Source organism: Streptomyces sp. NPDC025793, assembly GCF_055558375.1.
On sequence record NZ_JBVHMR010000005.1, the window covers coordinates 196167 to 213987 of the forward strand.

13 protein-coding genes are annotated in these 17821 nt (G+C 74.4%); 5 read left to right on the forward strand and 8 right to left on the reverse strand.

All coding sequences use genetic code 11. The annotated features are described in order from the left end of the window. Positions 1–162 precede the first annotated feature (162 nt). On the forward strand, positions 163–2322 hold the full coding sequence (gene glgX / locus ACZ4MF_RS13240; protein ID WP_467492121.1) for a glycogen debranching protein GlgX: 2160 nt from the start codon (positions 163–165) through the stop codon (positions 2320–2322). A gap of 19 nt (positions 2323–2341) precedes the next feature. Here the strand turns inward: glgX and ACZ4MF_RS13245 are convergent, their stop codons facing one another. Then, the gene (locus ACZ4MF_RS13245; RefSeq protein ID WP_467492122.1) at positions 2342–4162 is read right to left on the reverse strand and encodes an MFS transporter; all 1821 of its coding nucleotides are present in this window, start codon (positions 4160–4162) and stop codon (positions 2342–2344) included. Positions 4163–4243: 81 nt separating this feature from the next. On the opposite strand from ACZ4MF_RS13245, the gene treY reads away from it, so the two are divergent. Further along, positions 4244–6610, forward strand: a complete 2367-nt coding sequence (gene treY / locus ACZ4MF_RS13250; RefSeq protein ID WP_467492123.1) for a malto-oligosyltrehalose synthase — start codon at positions 4244–4246, stop codon at positions 6608–6610. A 191-nt stretch (positions 6611–6801) separates the two neighbouring features. Next, positions 6802–8052 (forward strand): M14 family zinc carboxypeptidase, encoded by a 1251-nt coding sequence (locus ACZ4MF_RS13255; RefSeq protein WP_467492124.1) that lies wholly within the window; start codon positions 6802–6804, stop codon positions 8050–8052. Positions 8053–8074: 22 nt separating this feature from the next. Here ACZ4MF_RS13255 and ACZ4MF_RS13260 read toward each other — a convergent pair whose 3' ends face one another. After that, complete coding sequence (locus ACZ4MF_RS13260; protein ID WP_467492125.1) at positions 8075–8491, reverse strand: SSI family serine proteinase inhibitor; 417 nt, start codon at positions 8489–8491, stop codon at positions 8075–8077. Positions 8492–8618: 127 nt separating this feature from the next. Continuing rightward, on the reverse strand, positions 8619–9170 hold the full coding sequence (locus ACZ4MF_RS13265) for an FHA domain-containing protein (RefSeq protein WP_467492126.1): 552 nt from the start codon (positions 9168–9170) through the stop codon (positions 8619–8621). Between the two features lie 180 nt (positions 9171–9350). On the opposite strand from ACZ4MF_RS13265, the gene treZ reads away from it, so the two are divergent. After that, complete coding sequence (treZ, locus tag ACZ4MF_RS13270) at positions 9351–11096, forward strand: malto-oligosyltrehalose trehalohydrolase (RefSeq protein ID WP_467492127.1); 1746 nt, start codon at positions 9351–9353, stop codon at positions 11094–11096. A gap of 26 nt (positions 11097–11122) precedes the next feature. Here the strand turns inward: treZ and ACZ4MF_RS13275 are convergent, their stop codons facing one another. The 4 genes from ACZ4MF_RS13275 to ACZ4MF_RS13290 all read right to left on the reverse strand — a co-directional run bounded on the left by ACZ4MF_RS13275 (position 11123) and on the right by ACZ4MF_RS13290 (position 15063). Then, a complete protein-coding gene (locus ACZ4MF_RS13275) occupies positions 11123–12061 on the reverse strand; it encodes an aminoglycoside phosphotransferase family protein (protein ID WP_467492128.1) in 939 nt (312 codons plus the stop codon). Between the two features lie 65 nt (positions 12062–12126). Then, entirely contained in the window at positions 12127–13254 is a 1128-nt protein-coding gene (locus ACZ4MF_RS13280) for an aminopeptidase P family protein (RefSeq protein ID WP_467492129.1), read from the reverse strand. Positions 13255–13485: 231 nt separating this feature from the next. Beyond that, complete coding sequence (locus tag ACZ4MF_RS13285) at positions 13486–14079, reverse strand: PDZ domain-containing protein (protein WP_467492130.1); 594 nt, start codon at positions 14077–14079, stop codon at positions 13486–13488. A gap of 117 nt (positions 14080–14196) precedes the next feature. Continuing rightward, complete coding sequence (locus tag ACZ4MF_RS13290) at positions 14197–15063, reverse strand: LysR family transcriptional regulator (RefSeq protein ID WP_467492131.1); 867 nt, start codon at positions 15061–15063, stop codon at positions 14197–14199. A 92-nt stretch (positions 15064–15155) separates the two neighbouring features. Between ACZ4MF_RS13290 and ACZ4MF_RS13295 the strand changes: the two genes are divergently transcribed. Further along, positions 15156–15878 carry a CTP synthase C-terminal region-related (seleno)protein gene (locus ACZ4MF_RS13295; RefSeq protein WP_467492132.1) on the forward strand — a complete coding sequence of 241 codons (723 nt, stop codon included), beginning with the start codon at positions 15156–15158 and terminating at the stop codon, positions 15876–15878. Positions 15879–15926: 48 nt separating this feature from the next. Here ACZ4MF_RS13295 and phsA read toward each other — a convergent pair whose 3' ends face one another. Then, positions 15927–17804: an O-aminophenol oxidase PhsA gene (gene phsA / locus ACZ4MF_RS13300; protein WP_467492300.1), complete on the reverse strand. Its 1878-nt coding sequence runs from the start codon at positions 17802–17804 to the stop codon at positions 15927–15929. Between the last annotated feature and the right edge of the window lie 17 nt (positions 17805–17821).

Here is a 17821-nt window from a genome sequence, read left to right on the forward strand (position 1 = left end):
GGCGGGGCCCACCCGAGCTCCGTCAGCGCTGGTGAGCGGCACCGCGGTGGATGCCGGGGCGCCGCGCGCCCGCTCCGGGGGCAGGTGAGGTTTCGTTACTTTCGGGAGACTCGGGGGCCGTCACGGCCCCGGGCGGGCGGATCACCTGTCAGAGTCGTGTGCATGCAGGTCTGGCCTGGACAGGCGTATCCGCTCGGCGCCACCTACGACGGCGCCGGAACCAACTTCGCGGTCTTCACGGAGGCCGCGGACCGAGTAGAGCTGTGTCTGCTGCACGACGACGGCTCGGAGACGGCGGTGGAACTGCGCGAGAGCGACGCGTTCGTGCGGCACGCGTACGTGCCGGGCGTGATGCCGGGACAGCGCTACGGGTTCCGCGTGCACGGCCCGTACGACCCCGCGCGCGGGCTGCGCTGCAACTCCGCGAAGCTGCTGCTCGACCCGTACGCGAAGGCGGTCAGCGGCTCGGTCCGGTGGGGCGAGGAAGTGTACGGCTACCACTTCGGCGCTCCGGAGCGGCGCAACGACCTGGACTCGGCGCCGCACACCATGACCTCGGTCGTGATCAATCCGTACTTCGACTGGGCCGACGACCGGCCGCCGCGCACCGAGTACCACCACACGGTCATCTACGAGGCCCATGTCAAGGGCCTGACCATGCGTCACCCTGGGTTGCCGGAGGAGCTGCGCGGCACGTACGCCGCGCTGGCCCACCCCGCGGTCATCGACCATCTGACCGGGCTCGGGGTGACGGCTCTGGAGCTGATGCCCGTACACCAGTTCGTCAACGACCACCGGCTGGCCGACCTGGGCCTGAGCAACTACTGGGGCTACAACACGATCGGCTTCTTCGCCCCGCACAACGCGTACGCCTCCTGGGGCGACCGCGGACAGCAGGTGCTGGAGTTCAAGTCGGCGGTCCGGGCGCTGCACGAGGCCGGGATCGAGGTCATCCTGGACGTGGTCTACAACCACACGGCCGAGGGCAACCACCTGGGCCCGACGCTGTCGTTCAAGGGCATCGACAACCCGTCGTACTACCGGCTCGCCGAGGATCCGCGCTACTACACGGACACCACCGGCACCGGGAACTCGCTGCTCATGCGGTCCCCGCACGTGCTCCAGCTGATCATGGACTCGCTGCGCTACTGGGTCCTCGAGATGCACGTCGACGGCTTCCGCTTCGACCTCGCGGCGACACTGGCCCGGCAGTTCCACGAGGTGGACCGGTTGTCGTCGTTCTTCGACCTGGTGCAGCAGGACCCGGTGGTCTCCCAGGTGAAGCTGATCGCCGAGCCGTGGGACGTCGGCGAGGGCGGCTACCAGGTGGGCAACTTCCCGCCGCTGTGGACCGAGTGGAACGGCAAGTACCGCGACACGGTACGGGACCTGTGGCGGGGCGAGCCGCGGGCGCTCGCGGAGTTCGCCTCCCGGCTGACCGGGTCCTCCGACCTGTACCAGGACGACGGCCGCCGCCCGCTGGCCTCGATCAACTTCGTCACCTGCCACGACGGTTTCACGCTGCGCGACCTCGTCTCGTACAACGACAAGCACAACCACGCCAACGGCGAGGACAACCGGGACGGCGAGAGCCACAACCGGTCGTGGAACTGCGGGGTCGAGGGCGAGACCGACGACCCGGACGTGCGCGCGCTGCGCGCGCGGCAGCTGCGGAACTTCGTCGCCACGCTGATGCTGTCCCAGGGCGTGCCGATGATCAGCCACGGCGACGAGTTCGCGCGCACCCAGCAGGGCAACAACAACGCATACTGCCAGGACAACGAGCTGTCGTGGGTGCACTGGCCCGGCACCGCCGACGGGATCGGGGAAGCCGCCGGTGACGGGGCCGGTGACGGGCACGAGGCCGGGTGGCTGCTGGAGTTCACGCGCGCGATGGTGTGGCTCCGGCGGGACCACCCGGTGCTGCGGCGGCGGCGCTTCTTCCACGGGCGGCCGGTGGAGGGCACGCACGACGCCCTCTCCGACATCGCCTGGTTCACCCCGGAGGGCGCCGAGATGACACAGCGGGACTGGGACTCGGCGCGGGCGTCCGCGCTGACGGTGTTCCTCAACGGCAACGCCATCTCCGAGCCCGGCCCGCGCGGGGAGCGCGTCACCGACGACTCCTTCCTGCTGATGTTCAACGCCTCCCCGGAGGCGCTGGAGTTCCTGGTGCCGGTCGACCACGGCCGGCAGTGGCAGGTGGTGGTCGACACGGCCCGCCCGGAGGGGGTGCCACCGGGCGGCGGGGCGAAGGTCGGGGCGGGCGACCGACTCACCCTGCCCGACCGCAGCCTGACGGTGCTGCAGCGGCCGGCCTGACGTCGGGGGTGGGTGGCGCTCAGGAGGACGTGCGGGCCGGTACGTCGTCCGCGCGCGCGTGTGCGGCGTGTTCGGCCCGTCCGGCGTGGGTCGTCGGACGGGCCGTCAGGGCGATCACGAGGGTGAGCGCGGCCGACGTGCTCGCCACGGCGAAGGCCGCGACGGGGCCACAGGCGTCGGTCAGGCGGCCGGTCACGGCGACCGAGAGGGCCTGTCCGCCGACGAGCGCACTGGTGGCGACCGCCATCGCCTCCGCGAGCCGGGCCGGCGGCACCGCGCGCTCGGTGAGCCCGAACACCGTGATCAGATGCGGCGCGTAGGCGACCCCGAGCACGGTGACCACGGCGTACAGGCCGGGCAGGCTGTCCGTGCGCAGCAGCGGCAGCGACAGGACGAGCGCGGCCGCCGTGGCCAGCCGCCAGCGCAGGCGCAGCCCGAAGCGGGCGGGTACGGCGGCCATGGCGAGCCCGGCCCCGGCGCTCATCACGCCCATGGCGGCGTACACGAGCCCCGCCCGGTCCTCCTGCCCGAGCCGGGCGGTCAGCGCGGTGATGCCGGACTGGCAGGCACCGAACATGGCGCCCAGGAGGGCGAGAGCCGCGCGCAGCGCGTGCACACAGCCGGGCATGCGGGCGCGCACGGCCGCACTCGCGGCACGCGCGAGGACACACCCACACCCCTCCGCCGAACCCCCGTCACGGACACGGACACGCGCCCGGCCCCGGTCTTCAGCCACGCCAGCGGCACACGCGCGGGCACAGGCACGGTCCCCGGCCGGCTCGGCGGCACACGCGCGGGCGCAGGCACCGCCCACGTCCGACTCGGCGGCACACGCACAGGCGGCGGAGACACGGTCCTCAGCCGAATCCCCGTCGCGCACGCGGGTCCGACCCCGGTCTTCAGCCACGACAGCGGCACACGCGCGGGCACAGGCACCGCCCACGTCCGACTCGGCGGCACACGCACAGGCGGCGGAGACACGGTCTTCAGCCGAATCCCCGTCGCGCACGCGGGTCCGACCCCGGACTTCAGCCACGACAGCGGCACACGCGCGGGCACAGGCACGGTCTTCGGCCGGCTCGGCGGCACGCGCGTGGGTGCGGGCGGGGGACTCGGCCGGATGCGTGTCACGCGCGTGTGCCGGGTCGGGGTCTTCCGGGGTGGCGGGTGCGGCGGCCGAGGCGGTCGGGTGCAGGGCGAAGGCGGTGCCGCAGGTGGCCACCAGGGCCGCCGCGCCGCCCATCGCGTACGCCGGATGGGCGAGCACGGAGGCGAGCCCGACCAGGGCCGGGCCGAGGACGAAGGACATCTCGTCCAGCGTGCTCTCGAAGGACAGCGCGGCGCCGACGGTGGCCTCGGGGGCTCCGGCCCGGCGGGCGAGCCCGATCAGCCGGGCGCGGGCCAGCGGGCCCACCAGCGGCACGGTGCCACCCGCGGCGGCCCCCACCAGCGCCAGGAGGGCCGTGGGCAGGCCCGCGAGGGCGCCGGCGACCAGGGAGGCCACCGCGAGCGCGTTGGCGAGCGAGAACGCGAGCACGACCCTGCGCTGTCCGTGCCGGTCCGCGAGCCGCCCCACCACCGGGCCGCAGACCACCTGGCCGAGCGCGAGCGCGCCACCGGCCAGCCCCGCGGCGGACAGGGAGCCGCTCGTCCGGGCGACGAGGAGCACGCTGCCGAACTGGACGGTGGCCGTCGGCAGCCGGCCCAGGAAGGACACGCACGGCAGCAGCGGTCCGGTCAGGGCGATCACCTGACGGTAGGTGTCGCGCGTGCGGCGCCGCTCCGGCTTCCCCGCCCCCGTCGCCCCCGTCGTCCCCGTGGTTCGAGGCGTTGTCCCCATCACTCGAAGCTAGGCACGCGCGCATGCGTGCGTGCAGGGACCGATGACACGAAACCGGGCGGTCTGGGTACGTAGGTTTCCATGACTCCTGTGCGACCCGGACCACGCGTGCCCACGGCCACCTACCGGCTCCAGCTCCAGCCCGCGTTCCCGTTCGCCGCCGCGGCGACGGCCGTACCGTACCTGGCGTCGCTCGGCGTCTCGCACCTGCATCTGTCCCCCGTCCTGGAGGCCGTGCCCGGCTCCACGCACGGCTACGACGTGGTGGACCACGCGCGCGTGCGCGAGGAACTGGGCGGCGAGGAGGGCCTGCGGGCGCTGGCGCGGACCGCGCGGGAGCACGGCATGGGCCTGGTCGTGGACATCGTGCCGAACCACATGGCGATGGCTCCCCGGCACAACCACGCCCTGTGGGAGGTGCTGCGCGAGGGGCCGGCCTCGCCGTACGCACGGTGGTTCGACATCGACTGGGAGGCCGGGCACGGTCAGCTGCTGCTGCCGGTGCTCGGCGGCCCCGTCGGCACGGAACAGGGGCGTCTCGTGGTCGACGGCGACGTGCTGCGCCACCACGACCACGCCTTCCCGCTCCGCCCGGGCACCGAGGGCCTGCCGCCGGCGGAGCTGCTGGACGCCCAGTGGTACCGCCCGGTGTGGTGGCGGCTGGCCCGCACCGAGCTGAACTACCGGCGCTTCTTCAGCATCTCGGAGCTGATCGGGGTGCGGGTGGAGGACCCGGAGGTGTTCGACGCCACCCACGCCAAGGTCCTCCGGCTGCTGCGCGAGGGCGTGCTCGACGGGCTGCGCGTCGACCACCCCGACGGGCTCGCCGACCCCGACGGCTATCTCGCGCGGCTGCACGCGGCGAGCGGCGGGCGCTGGACGGTGGTGGAGAAGATCCTCGCCGACAGTGAAGCCCTGCCGCCGTCCTGGCCCGTCGCGGGCACCACCGGGTACGACGCCCTGCGCCGGGTCGACGGCCTGTTCACGGACCGGGCCGGGGCGGATGAACTCCGCACCGCGTACCGGCGGTTCGCGGTGCCGCAGACCGACCGGGGCGGGGACTGGCCGGCCACCGCGCGCCGGGCCGCCTACCAGGTGCTCACGCACGAGCTGGCCGCCGAGACGGACCGGCTCACCCGGGTGGCCGCCCGGCTGTGCGCGGCCTCGCCGGATCTCGCGCTGCGCGACCGGGCGCCCTGGGCGCTGCGCACGGCCCTGGTGGAACTGCTGGTCCGGATGCGGGTGTACCGGCCCTACGCGTCCGGCGACGCGGCCGCCGTCGTGACCGAGGAGGCCGCCGAGGAGGCCCGGCGTGCCTTCGTCGTCCCCGAGGAGGCCGGGGCGGTGGACGTCGTACGGCGGCTGCTGACCGACCCGGCCGAGGCCGCGGCCGGGGACGGCGCGGACCGGGCGGAGCTGCGCACCCGGTTCGCGCAGACCGCGTCGGCGTTGCGGGCCAAGTCGGTCGAGGACACGGCGTTCTACCGCTACGTGCCGCTGCTGTCGGCGACCGAGGTGGGCGGCGATCCCGGCCGGCCGGGGATCTGCCCGGAGGAGTTCCACGCGTACTGCGCGCGCGTGCAGCGCGACTGGCCGGCCACCGGCACGGTGGTCACCACGCACGACACCAAGCGCAGCGCCGACGTCCGCGCGGCGCTGGCCGTGCTGACCGAATGCCCCGCGCGGTGGGCCGAGTTGATCGCCGAGGTGACGCTGCCGGAGGAGGGGGTGCCGGACGGGCAGCTGGCCTGGGCGGCCTGGCAGACGGTGTTCGGGCTGGGGCCCGCCGCGGCGGAGCGGGTCCAGGGGGCGCTGCTGAAGCACGTGCGCGAGGCGGGCCTGTACACCAGCTGGACGGAGCAGGAGCCGCCGTACGAGGAGGCGGTGGCCGCCTTCGTCGCGGCCGGGCCGTGCGGGTCGCCCAGCGAGCGCGTGGCCGCCTTCCGCACGGCGCTGGAGCCGCACGTCCGGGCCAACGTGCTCGGCACCGCGCTGGTCCATCTGACGATGCCGGGGGTGCCGGACGTGTACCAGGGCACGGAGGGCGAGTACCGGGCACTGGTGGACCCGGACAACCGGCGTCCGGTGTCCTTCCCGCCCGAGGCACCCGGCGAGAAGGACGCCCTGACGGCGGCGGCGCTCCGGCTGCGTGCCCGGCGCCCCGACGCCTTCGGCACGACGGCGACGTACACCCCGCTGACGGCCGAGGGCCCGGCGGCCGCCCATTGCGTGGCCTTCGCCCGCTCCGGAGCGGTGGTCACGGCGGTCACCCGGCTGTCCCTGCGGCTCGCGGAGGCGGGCGGCTGGCGGGAGACACGGCTGGCGCTGCCGCCGGGGCGGTGGGCGGACGTGCTCGCCGCGGGCAGGGAGTTCACCGGCCACGCGCGCGTGGCCGATCTCTTCGCCCGGCGCCCGGTGGCGCTGCTGGAGCGCGTCGCCGAGGACTGAGAGGGGTTCCAGCGGGTTACCGGCGCTCGCGGGACGCGGCCTGCACCAGCAGTGCACCCACGGCACACAGTGCCCGCACCGCGTCCCGGCGACTGCGTCCGGGCGCCCCCGGCGCCTCCCCCGCCGTATGCTTGACAGTTCACCCATCCCGTGCGGGACTGGGAGGGCGAAGCCGGGCGGACGGGTCGGGGGTGAGTTTCCTGCCGGAGCTGCGCTATCCCAGCATTCCCGAACTGATCGCCTCCGCACAGGCGTTGGCCGCTCAGGAACCCGGGCTGTGCACGCTCAGGCAGGTGGGCGTCTCACGCGCGGGAAGACCCCTGCACCTGCTCTCGGTGGGGCACGCCCGGCGGGCGGTGCTGGTGGTGGCCGGCGCGCACGCCAACGAACCGACCGGGGGCTCCACCCTGCGGGTGCTGGCCGAACGCGCCCTGGCCGAGCGCGAGTTGCGTTCGGGCACCTCGTGGCACTTCCTGCTGTGTGCCGACCCGGACGGCGCGAGTCTGCACGTGACCCCGGCGCCGCGCAGTCTGCTCGACTACCACCTCGGCTTCTACCGGCCGACGGGCGCGGAGCAGCCGGAGTGGTCGCCGTCGGTGCTGCCGCCGGACCGGCTGCCGCCCGAGACGCGGACGCTGACCGGGGTGATCGACGAACTGCGCCCGTACCTCCAGGTGACGCTGCACGGCACCGATCTGGGCGGCAGCTGGGTGCAGTTGACCAGGCCCGTGCCGGGGCTCGCCGAGCCGTTCGCGAAGTCCGCGGCGCAGCTGCACATCCCGGTGGAGACGGGTGCCTCGGACGCCGCCGGCTGGCCCGCCGCCGGACCCGGGGTGCACGTCATGCCGGGCCCGGAGACGGGCGTCGCCTACCCGAGCATGCCGGACGACGCGCGGCACAGCACCTGGTACCACGCGCACCGCTACGGCGGTCTGACGGCCGTGGTGGAGGTCCCGATGTGGGCCAGCGACCTGGTGGACGACCGGGCGCCGCACCCGGCGCCGGCGGCGGCGATACGGCGGCTGGCCCGGCGGCTGACCGGGGACGCGCGCGAGGTGGAGCGGATACTGGCCGAGGCGCAGCCCCGGCTGGACGGCCTGGACGGTCCGCTGCTGCGGGCCTCGCGCTGGGTGCTGGGACTGATCCCGGGCCTGGCCGAGGACTGGATCCACACCCCGCCGGCCGGTACGACGATGGCGTACGTCGGCAGTGTGGACGCCTTCGGGCGACGGCTTCCGCTGCGTGCGGCGGCGATGCTGCTGCGGGTGCTGCGGGAGACCGACGACCACGCGGTGCCGCGGCTGGAGCACCTCGTGGCCGACTGGTGCGACGCGTTCGCGGAGCGTTTCCGGGCCCGCTGGGTGCCGTTGGAGCACCAGGTGGAGCATCAGTCCCGGACGGTGCTGGTGGCGGCGCAGCAGGCCCGCGAGCGGGCCGGGTGAGCCGCGCCGCCGCACCCGGCGCTCACGCGTCCAGGGCGAACACCGCTCCTGTGTGCGCGTTCATGACACAGGTGTTGGTGTAGGTCTGCCGGAAGTCGACCGGCCGGCCGTTCCACCGCCCGTGCGCGTGGACGGCCACCGGGGAGTAGAGGGCCGGGCAGAAGACGTGCTCGGGCGGGATACGGCCGATGTCGCCGCCGGCGGCGGAGAGTTCGGCGCACGCCTCGGCGGCCCGCGCGTGGCCGCCCCGCGGCGGGTCGCACAGCAGCAGGGTGCTGCGCGTGGGACCGTTGCCGGTCTCGCCCTTGACGACGGTCAGATGGAGCCAGTTGCCGGTGAGCCGGTCGCGGGGCGCCGCGTGGGCCGGGCCCGCGGCGAGGAGCCCGGCGGCCGCCAGCACGGCGCCGACCGCCGCGGTCGCTCTCGTGAGGTACGTCATGCTCCCCAGCATCGGCACGCCGGCGCACGTTCCGCAGTCCGGCTCCTCCGGCTCACTCGAACGGGACGGCACGCGCACGCGTGAAGAGCGTCTGTTCGAACGCGACCGGCCGCCTCGGCCGACGGGCTCAGCTCACGGCCAGCCGGAACCCCATGCGGCCGAAGGCGACCAGATCGCCCTCGCGGACCACGATCGCGCCGGTGACCCGGCGGCCGTTGACGGTGGTCCCGTTGGTGGAGCCGAGGTCCCTGAGGACCCACGTCTCCCCCTGGCGGACCAGCTCGGCGTGCACGCGGGAGACGGTCTCGTGGTTCAGACGCAGCCCGTTGGCGGGGTCGCGGCCTATGCGCAGCGGGTGGGTCTGCCCCGGATGCGGCAGCAGCAGCTTCGGCAGCCGCTCGGCCTGCCAGGCGCGGCGCAGCCGTACGGTGAACGCGGAGACGGCCTCCACGCTGCCGAAGACCGCGCGGGACAGGCGCTTCTCGCGGGGCAGGTCGGCGACGAGGGCCGCCAGTTCGTCGGCGTGGCGGGCGGCGAGCGCCAGCTCCATGCGGCGCACGAACGTGTCGTGCGACAGCCGCCCCTTGGCGACGCCGTCGCGCAGCACCATTAGCGCCTTGTCGCGCTCCGCGTCGGACAGCCGCGCGGGGTACGTGGAGAACTCGAATGACGACGTCACGCAGGTGATTGTCGGTCAGTGAACCCCTAGTGTCCAGAAAACGCGGAATCGGTGCCACGCGTGCGTGCGTTCCGCGACACCCGCCGGGAAAGACCGAATTCGAGAGCACATTGATCGTCCGGACGGCACGATGGGGGCCGCGGGACATCATCACGGTGAGCAGACGAAGGGGAACCGTCCGTGCAATTCGAGGTGTGGGCACCGCAGGCAGACCGAGTGACGCTCCATTGTGAGGGCGCCACGCGCGCGTTGGGGCGCGATCCCGAGCGCGTGGGCTGGTGGACGGGGGAGGCGGAGGCGGACGACGGCGCCCGGTACGGGTTCGCGGTGGACGACGGTCCCGTCCTGCCCGACCCGCGCTCGCGCCACCAGCCGGACGGCCCGGACGGGCTGAGCGCGGTCGTGGACCACGGCCGGTACGCGTGGCGTACGCGGTGGGCGGGGCGCGGACTGCCGGGCGCGGTGCTCTACGAGCTGCACGTGGGGACGTTCACCCCCGAGGGCACCCTGGACGCGGCCGCCGCACGGCTGGAGCACCTCGTGGAACTGGGCGTCACGCACGTGGAGTTGATGCCGCTGTGTCCCTTCCCGGGGCGGCACGGGTGGGGGTACGAGGGAGTGTCGCTGTGGGCGGTGCACGAGCCGTACGGCGGCCCGCAGGCGCTGAAGCGTTTCGTCGACCGCGCCCACGAACTGGGCCTCGGGGTCGTCCTGGACGTGGTGCACAACCACCTGGGTCCGTCGGGCAACCATCTGCCCGCGTTCGGGCCGTACTTCACCGACACGCACCACACGCCCTGGGGTTCGGCGGTGAACCTGGACGCGCCCGGCTCGGACGAGGTGCGCGCGTTCCTGCTCGGCAGCGCGCTGGCGTGGCTGCGGGACTACCGGATCGACGGACTGCGCCTGGACGCGGTGCACGCGCTGCACGACACGCGCGCGTACCCGTTCCTGGAGGAGCTGTCGGCCGCCGTGGACGCGCTCGCCGAGGAGCTGGGCCGGCCGCTGTCGCTGATCGCGGAGTCCGACCGGAACGACCCGCGGTACATCACCCCGCGCGCGGAGCACGGCCTCGGGCTGCACGCGCAGTGGAACGACGACTTCCATCACGCCCTGCACACGGCGCTGACCGGTGAGGCACAGGGCTACTACGCGGACTTCGCGCGCGCCCCGTTCGCCGCGCTCGCCAAGACGCTGACCGGGGGGTACTTCCACGACGGCACGTACTCCGGCTTCAGGGGCCGGTGCCACGGCCGCCCGCTGGACCGCGCGCGCGTGGCCGGGCACCGCCTCCTCGGCTACAGCCAGACCCACGACCAGGTCGGCAACCGCGCGCAGGGCGACCGGCTCGCGGCCCGGCTCTCCCCCGGCCTGCTGGCCTGCGCGGCGGCGCTCACGCTGACCTCGCCGTTCACGCCGATGCTGTTCATGGGCGAGGAGTGGGCGGCGGGCACCCCGTGGCAGTTCTTCACCGACCACACCGATCCGGAGCTGGCCGAGGCGGTGCGGCGGGGCAGGCGGCGGGAGTTCGCGGCGCACGGCTGGGCCGAGGAGGACGTACCGGACCCGCAGGACCCTGCGACGCGGGACCGCTCCGTGCTGGACTGGTCGGAGCACGCGCGCGAGCCTCACGCGCGCGTGCTCGCCTGGTACCGGCGGCTGATCGCACTGCGCGGTGAGCAGCCGGACCTCACCGACCCCGATCTCGCCGACACCAAGGTGGCGTACGACGAGGAGGCCCGCTGGCTCGCCTTCCGGCGCGGCGACGTACGGGTGGCCGTGAACCTGGGCAAGGAACCGGCGGCGATCCCCCTGGGTGCCCGTCCCGCCGTGGTCCTCGCGGCCTGGGACCCGGTCGCGGCCCCGGGCTCGAACGGCCTGCTGGAACTGCCCGGGGAGTCCTGCGTGGTGCTGTCCCAGCCCTGAGCCCGGCCGGCTCGCGCGCACGCACGCTACGCGTCCTGGTCGTCCTCCTTCAGGTCCGTCACCCGTTCCAGCATGATCGGTTCCCAGGCGCGGCCCAGTTGGGTGCGCAGGAGGGGCAGCGGGCTGTCGTCGCGGCCCTCCAGGCGGTCGGTGAGGCGCAGGACCGTGTCGCAGCGGGCCAGCCACAGGCCGCGCAGGCAGGGGCGGGCGCCGTAGCCGGCGAGGGTGGCCGCGCGGACCGCCGCGCCGGAGCCGACCGCGAGGACGAGCCCGGCGATGTCCTCGGCCGGGTCGGCCACGGCCGCGTCGGTCCAGTCGAGGACGCCGCGCACCCTGCCGTCGGCGCTGACCACCAGGTGCTCGCCCTTGAGGTCGTGGTGGACGAGCACGGCACCGCCGGCCTGGGCGGCGAGGTGGGCCGCGCCGGGCGGGGTGAGCTGGTGCAGGCGTACGGGGTCGAACTCGTCGGCGGCGGCGAGGCGTTCGGCCGCCGCCACGGCCATGCGGCGCAGCGCCTCCAGGGAGCGCGGCGCGACACGCGGCACCCCGATCGTCTCGGCCTGCCGCGCCGGCACCGCGCGCAGCCCCGTGAGCAGTCCGGCCAGGTCGGCCTCGCCGACGGCCGAGACGTCGTGCTCCTCGGCGCTGCCGCCGGGGATCCGGGTGTCGAGCGTGTAGGTGAGGCCCGGCGCCCACTCACCGTGTGCGACGCCGGCCGGGACGGCGACGGGGAGGTACGGCCGTACCAGGTCGCGCAGGCGCAGTTCGCGGCGCTGGCGCAGGGCGGCCTCGCGGTCGAGGGCGAGCCGCAGCACATGCCGGGTGCCGACCCACCAGGTGGAGTGCTCGCCGCCCGCCGTGACGGGCCGGACCTCGGGTCCTCCGCCACCGGCCGCGTGCTCGTCGGTCAGCGAGCGGACGAGCCGGCGGACGGTGTCCGCGGTGGGTGTCGGTGCCTGGGTCATGGATCGCGCCGTTGCCGTTCGGGGAAAGTCGGGAAGAGGGACCGGGGCGGGTCTCCCCGGGCCGGTCAGCCCACGACGACCAGCTCGCGGGTGGTGTTGTTGAAACGACGGCCGCCCTCCTCGGTCACCGTCACGATGTCCTCGATGCGCACCCCGAACCGCCCGGGCAGGTAGATGCCGGGCTCGACGGAGAAGCACATGCCGGGCACGAGGGGCTGTTCCTCGCCCTCGATCATGTACGGCGGCTCGTGCGTGGTGACGCCGATGCCGTGCCCGGTTCGGTGGATGAAGTACGCGCCGTACCCGGCGTCGGTGATCACCGCGCGGGCGGCGCGGTCGACCTCCTGGCAGGCGACGCCCGGCCGTACGGCCGCGACGCCTGCCTCCTGGGCCGCGCGGACGATGTCGTGGACGCGGTGTTCCTCCTCGGTGGGCTCACCGACGTGGACGGTGCGGGTGGTGTCGGAGCCGTAGCCGTCCTTCAGGCCGCCGAAGTCGAGGACGACCATGTCGCCGTCCCGGATGACGCGGTCGCCGACCTCGTGGTGCGGGTTGGCGCCGTTGGGTCCGGAGCCGACGATGGTGAAGTCGACCTGGGAGTGGCCGAAGCGGCGCAGCAGCGCGGCGAGGTCGTGGCCGACGTCGGACTCGCGGCGGCCGGCGAAGGGAACCTTCCGGATCTCCTCGAACGTTGCATCGGCAGCGGCTCCGGCCGCCGCGAGGAGTTCGAGTTCGGCCGCGTCCTTGACGGCGCGCAGCATGGGGAGGGCATCGGTGAGGGAGGCGTACGAGGTGTCCGGCAGGGTCCGCTGGAGACCCAGCAGGTGCATCGCCCAGGTGTTGTCGCTGATGCCGAAGCGGCCCTTGCCGTCGAGCAGGGCGGCGGTGACGGCGTAGGGGTCCTTGCCGTCGGTCCAGTCCCGCAGGGTGAGCGCGCAGGCGCCGACCGCGTGCTCGGCGTCCGGCGCCTCCAGGGTGGGCACGACGAGCACGGGGTCGTGGCCGGGGGTGAGGACCAGCACGGTGAGCCGTTCGGTGACGGCGGTGGGCGTGTAGCCCGTGAGCCACACCATGTCCGGTCCCGGCGCCACGAGCAGCCCCGCCAGTCCGGCGTCGGCGGCGCAGCGCGCGGCGCGCTCCATCCGGGCCCGGTGGTCGGCGGCGGTGAAGGGCGGGGGCGGGTTACCGGTCATCCGGTCCTCCGAGCGCGGGTGAGTACTGGGTGATGGCGTCTCGTGCAGCATCCTGCCCGGCCGGCCGGGGTGGCGCGAGCCGTCGCCGACGCGCTCCACGGGGTGCGGTCGCGGGAGAAGGAGCTCGGCATGGGGCCATCATGGCGCGCGGGGCGGACGGCGACCAGTGGGCCTGCCGGGGTGACCGAAGCGGCCTCCCGTGGACCGGGTGCGGGCTCGGGCGCGTCCCGGTCAGGTCACCACGCCCGGTACGGCGGTCAACTGCTGGTAGCCCCCGCTGCGGTGACGCACGGTGAGGAGCACTCCCTGGCCGGGGCGGGCGTGGGCGACGGCGCGGGCCAGGTCGGCGGCGCTGTCCACGCGCGCGGGGCCGAATTGGAGCAGGACGTCCCCGCGGACCAGGCCCGCGGCGTATCCGGGGCCGGGCACGTGCACGCCCACGACCAGCGCGCCCGCCTTCTGAGCGTCGACGGCTTCCACGCCGAGCGTCGCCGCGGGCGGCACCGGAGCGGGGCTCGGCGCGGTCGCGGGGGCCCTGGCCGCGGGGGCGGACGGCGGGGTCCGGTGGCGCAGTTCGGCGAGCCTGCTCATGCCGATCACGGTGGCGCCGACCGTGCCGATGCCGACGCCGGAGAGCACCAGCAGGGTGCCGGCGCACAGGCCGAACAGCATGCCCCGCAGCCGCTGTCCACGCCGGTGCGCGGCATGCGGGCGCCGGACCGGGCCCACATCGCCGTGGTCGGCACACTCGGCCCGGTCGGCACCCGCGCCGTCGCGCGGGTCCTGTCCGGGCATGGGCTTGGGCCGCAACGCAGTCTGTTCCATGGTTCGCTCGCCTCCGGGTGATGCTCTACCCGGCGCGCGGGGCCGCGACGAGACACGAACGAGTGAGACTGGCCGGAGGGTGGCGCAGGGTAGTCATGGCACCTCGGTGGCGCGCCGTCACATCCCGCCCACCAGCTTCCGCACGACGTCCCCCGCCGCCGCCCCCGGGCCGGCCCCGTGGAGGAGTTCCGTACGGTGCACGACCCGGGGTGCGGTGAGCGGGACGGCGACCGTGCCGGGTACGGCGCCGGCGGCCGACCGGGGAAGCAGGGTGAGGCCGTGGCCGGCGGCGGCGAGGGCGGTGAGGGTGTGCAGATCGGTGCCCTCGTAGCGCAGCGCCGGGCGGAACGCGCCGCCGCCGTTCGCGGCGCGCAACTGGTCGAGCGGGAGGGCGGCGTCGGGCGCGTCGAGCCAGCAGGCGTCGGCGAGGTCGCCGAGACGCAGTCCGGGCCGTCCGGCGAGGGGGTGCCCGGCGGGCAGCAGGACGCTGACGGGCTCCTCGGCGACGCCGTGCGTGGTCAGCGGGGCCACGTCGGGCAGCCGCAGCGGATCGCTCGGCGCGGCGAGCCCGGCGACGAGGCCGAGGTCCGCGCCGCCGGTGGCGACGGCGGCCGGGATCTCCTCGTACGCGAGGACGCGCACGGTGACGCCGGCCGTCGGAAGCGCGGCGAGGACGGCGGGGCCGAGGGCGGTCGGGGTGGCGGCGAGGGTGAGGCCGGGTGCGGGCACGGCAGACATGCGGACGACGTCGGCCCGGGCCGCCTCCAGGCGCAGCAGCAGCGGGCCCGCGTGTTCCAGCAGCCGTTCACCGGCCGCGGTGGACGCGACGGGCCGCCGGGTCAACAGGGGTGCGCCCAGGTCGAGTTCGAGCGCGGCGATGTGCTGGGAGACCGCGGACTGGGTGTAGCCCAGCTCGCGGGCGGCCTCCGAGAAGGAGGCGAGGCGCGCCACGGTGACGAACGTGCGCAGCAGATGCGGGTCCATGGGCCCAGCATCCCATCACCATCAGCGTTGCTTATCGAGCGTGCAGGAATCATCGTTGGACGTGAACGAGGGGGTGCGCGAAGGATGGGGCCATGGACAACACCGCCACCGTCGCCCTCGTCGGCGACCGCTCCCCCCACGTCGTCTCGCACACCCGCATCCCCGGCCTGCTGGAGGCGCTCGCCGAGCGCGACCGGCTGGTCCTGGACGCCTACTGGATCCCCTCGCAGGACGCCGAGACCGAGGGCGCGGTGCGCGGGTTCGACGCCGTGTGGGTGCTGCCGGGCAGCCCGTACCGCAGCGAGGCGGGCGTGCTCGCGGCCGTGCGCACCGCGCGTGAGGAGGGCATTCCGTTCCTGGGCACGTGCGGCGGCTTCCAGCACGCGCTGCTGGAGTTCGCCCGGAACGTGTGCGGGCTGACCGGGGTCGCGCACGCCGAGAACGACCCGGACGCCGTGGACCCGCTCATCGAGCCGCTGGCCTGCTCGCTGGTGGGGCACGAGGCGGCGGTGACGATCGAGCCGGGCTCGCTGGCGGAGTCCGTGATCGGCGCGCGGCGCACGGTCGAGCGGTACTTCTGCGCTTACGGCCCCACCCGCCACCTCGACACGCTGGGCGCCCACGGGCTGCGGTTCTCCGGGCACGACGAGGACGGCAATCCGCGGGTCGCCGAACTGCCGGGCCACCCCTTCTTCCTGGCGTCCCTGTTCCAGCCGGAGCTGGCGGGCGACGGCTCGCACCCTCACCCGATGGTCCGGGCGCTGGCGCGAGCCGCGGTCGCGCACGCGACGTCCGGGCTCGCCCGGCCGGCCTGAGGCCCGCCGCGCACGAGTCGGCCGCCGGCGGCCGACCCGAATCTCCGCTCAGCCCATGTGCCCCTCATGACCGCCGCCGTGCCCGGCGCCGTGGTCGAACTTCATGGCCTCGGCCGGCATGACGACGAAGGGCCGCATCATGCCCATGTCCTCGTGCTCCAGCAGGTGGCAGTGGTACATGAAGCGGCCGTACGCCCCGTCGAAGCGGCCCATGACGCGCAGCATCTGGTTCCCGGGCACCCGGAAGACGTCCTTGTTGCCCCGCTCGTTGGGTGCGAGCGGGATCGTCCGGCCGGCGTCGTACCGGATCGGTGTGCGGGTGCCGCCGACGGCCGGATCGAAGCCCGAGACATCGTAGGCGTCCCGGCCGAGCAGCTGGAAGTCGGCCAGATGGATGTGCATGGGGTGGACGATCGGCGCGAGGTTGAGGAAGCTCCACTGCTCGTAGCCGCCCTCGGCGAGGGTGAAGCCGAGCGCGTCGTTGAACGTCCGCGAGGTGCGCCGGTATGTCCTGGTGGTGCCGTCGGACCCGGTGACCTGCACGATGCCGTCGGCCGGCAGTGGGAGCCCGCTCGGGTCCTCGACCTCGGTCAGCTCCCAGATCTCCGGGTGGCCGCCCGCGCCCTTGGTGGCGGGCGGGGTGAGCAGGACCATGCGGTGGCGGTGCGGGAGGTCGTGGGTGAGGCGGCGGAAGGAGCCGGAGAGCACCTCGGGCAGTTCGAAGGTGTCCTCCTCCTCGCACGACGCGCCGATCCGGAATTCCAGCACCGCCGGGTACCGCACGTCACCGGCCGGGTCGGGCACGCCCGGCGGCTGGTTCGGGCCCTTGTTGACCAGCCGCAGGGTCCGGCCCGCCAGCGCGCGGAAGTCGACCAGCAGGTCGAAGCGCTCGGCCGGCGCGGCGGTCAGCGTGGGCAGCTCGCCCTCGAAGTCGACCGGCACGGGGCGCGGCAGCAGCCCGCCGTCGCTGCCGATCTGGTGCACGACGCCCGGCACCGGCGTGCCGTGCTCGTCGATCAGGACGAGGTCGAAGATGCGCGCGTTGGAGGCGTTGAGCAGCCGGAAGCGGTACCAGGCCGGGTCCACCTCGGCGTACGGCCAGATGCGGCCGTTGACCGTGGTGTACGGGCCGGTGAAGGGTATGGAGACCGGCTTTCCGGTCTCCGGGTTGCGCTGCTGGACGATCACCGTCTTGTGCAGCAGCCGGCCGTTGAGACGGCCGTCCTCGTCGGTGTCGAGGTTGCGGTCGGCGAGGAGCAGCGGGATCTCCCGCTCCCCGGACGGCAGCCGCAGCGCGTCCTCCTCGTCGTCCCGCAGGAGGTAGGTGCCGTACAGGCCCGTCATCACGTTGAACCGCGTGATGTTCATGGCGTGGTCGTGGTACCACCACTGCACGGCCTGGTGGTCGTTCGGGTACTCCGACAGCTGGGCGTCGCCGCATCCGACGGCGTTGTCCGCCCAGCCGTCGTTGCCGCCGCCGGTCTGGGCACCGTGCAGATGTGTCACCGTCCAGGCGGGCAGGGCGGCGACGTCCTTGTCCGGCTCGACTCCCCCGCGGCCCGGCTCGGTGCTGGGCGGCGGGGTGCCGGGCGCGCTCGCGGGCACCTCGACGGAGGTGACCGGGAACTCCGCGTCCTTCGGTACGCGGTTGGTCCAGGCGATGCGGACGCGCTGTCCGCGCCGCACCTCGACGGTCGGGCCCGGCACATGTCCGTCGTACCCCCACATGAGGGTCGGCGGCAGCTGCGGGTGCAGGCGCACCCAGGTCGGACGGACGGCGATCTCGGTCTCGTGCAGGACGTCGTCCGCCGCGGGACGCAGGACCGGCGGCACGGTCAACGGCGCGGCGTACGGCGTCAGTTCACCCGGTGCCGGAACCTCCCGCCGTTCGTTCCCCCCGGCGAGCCTCTCCGGCGTCTCGGTGATCTCGGTCAAGTTCGAAC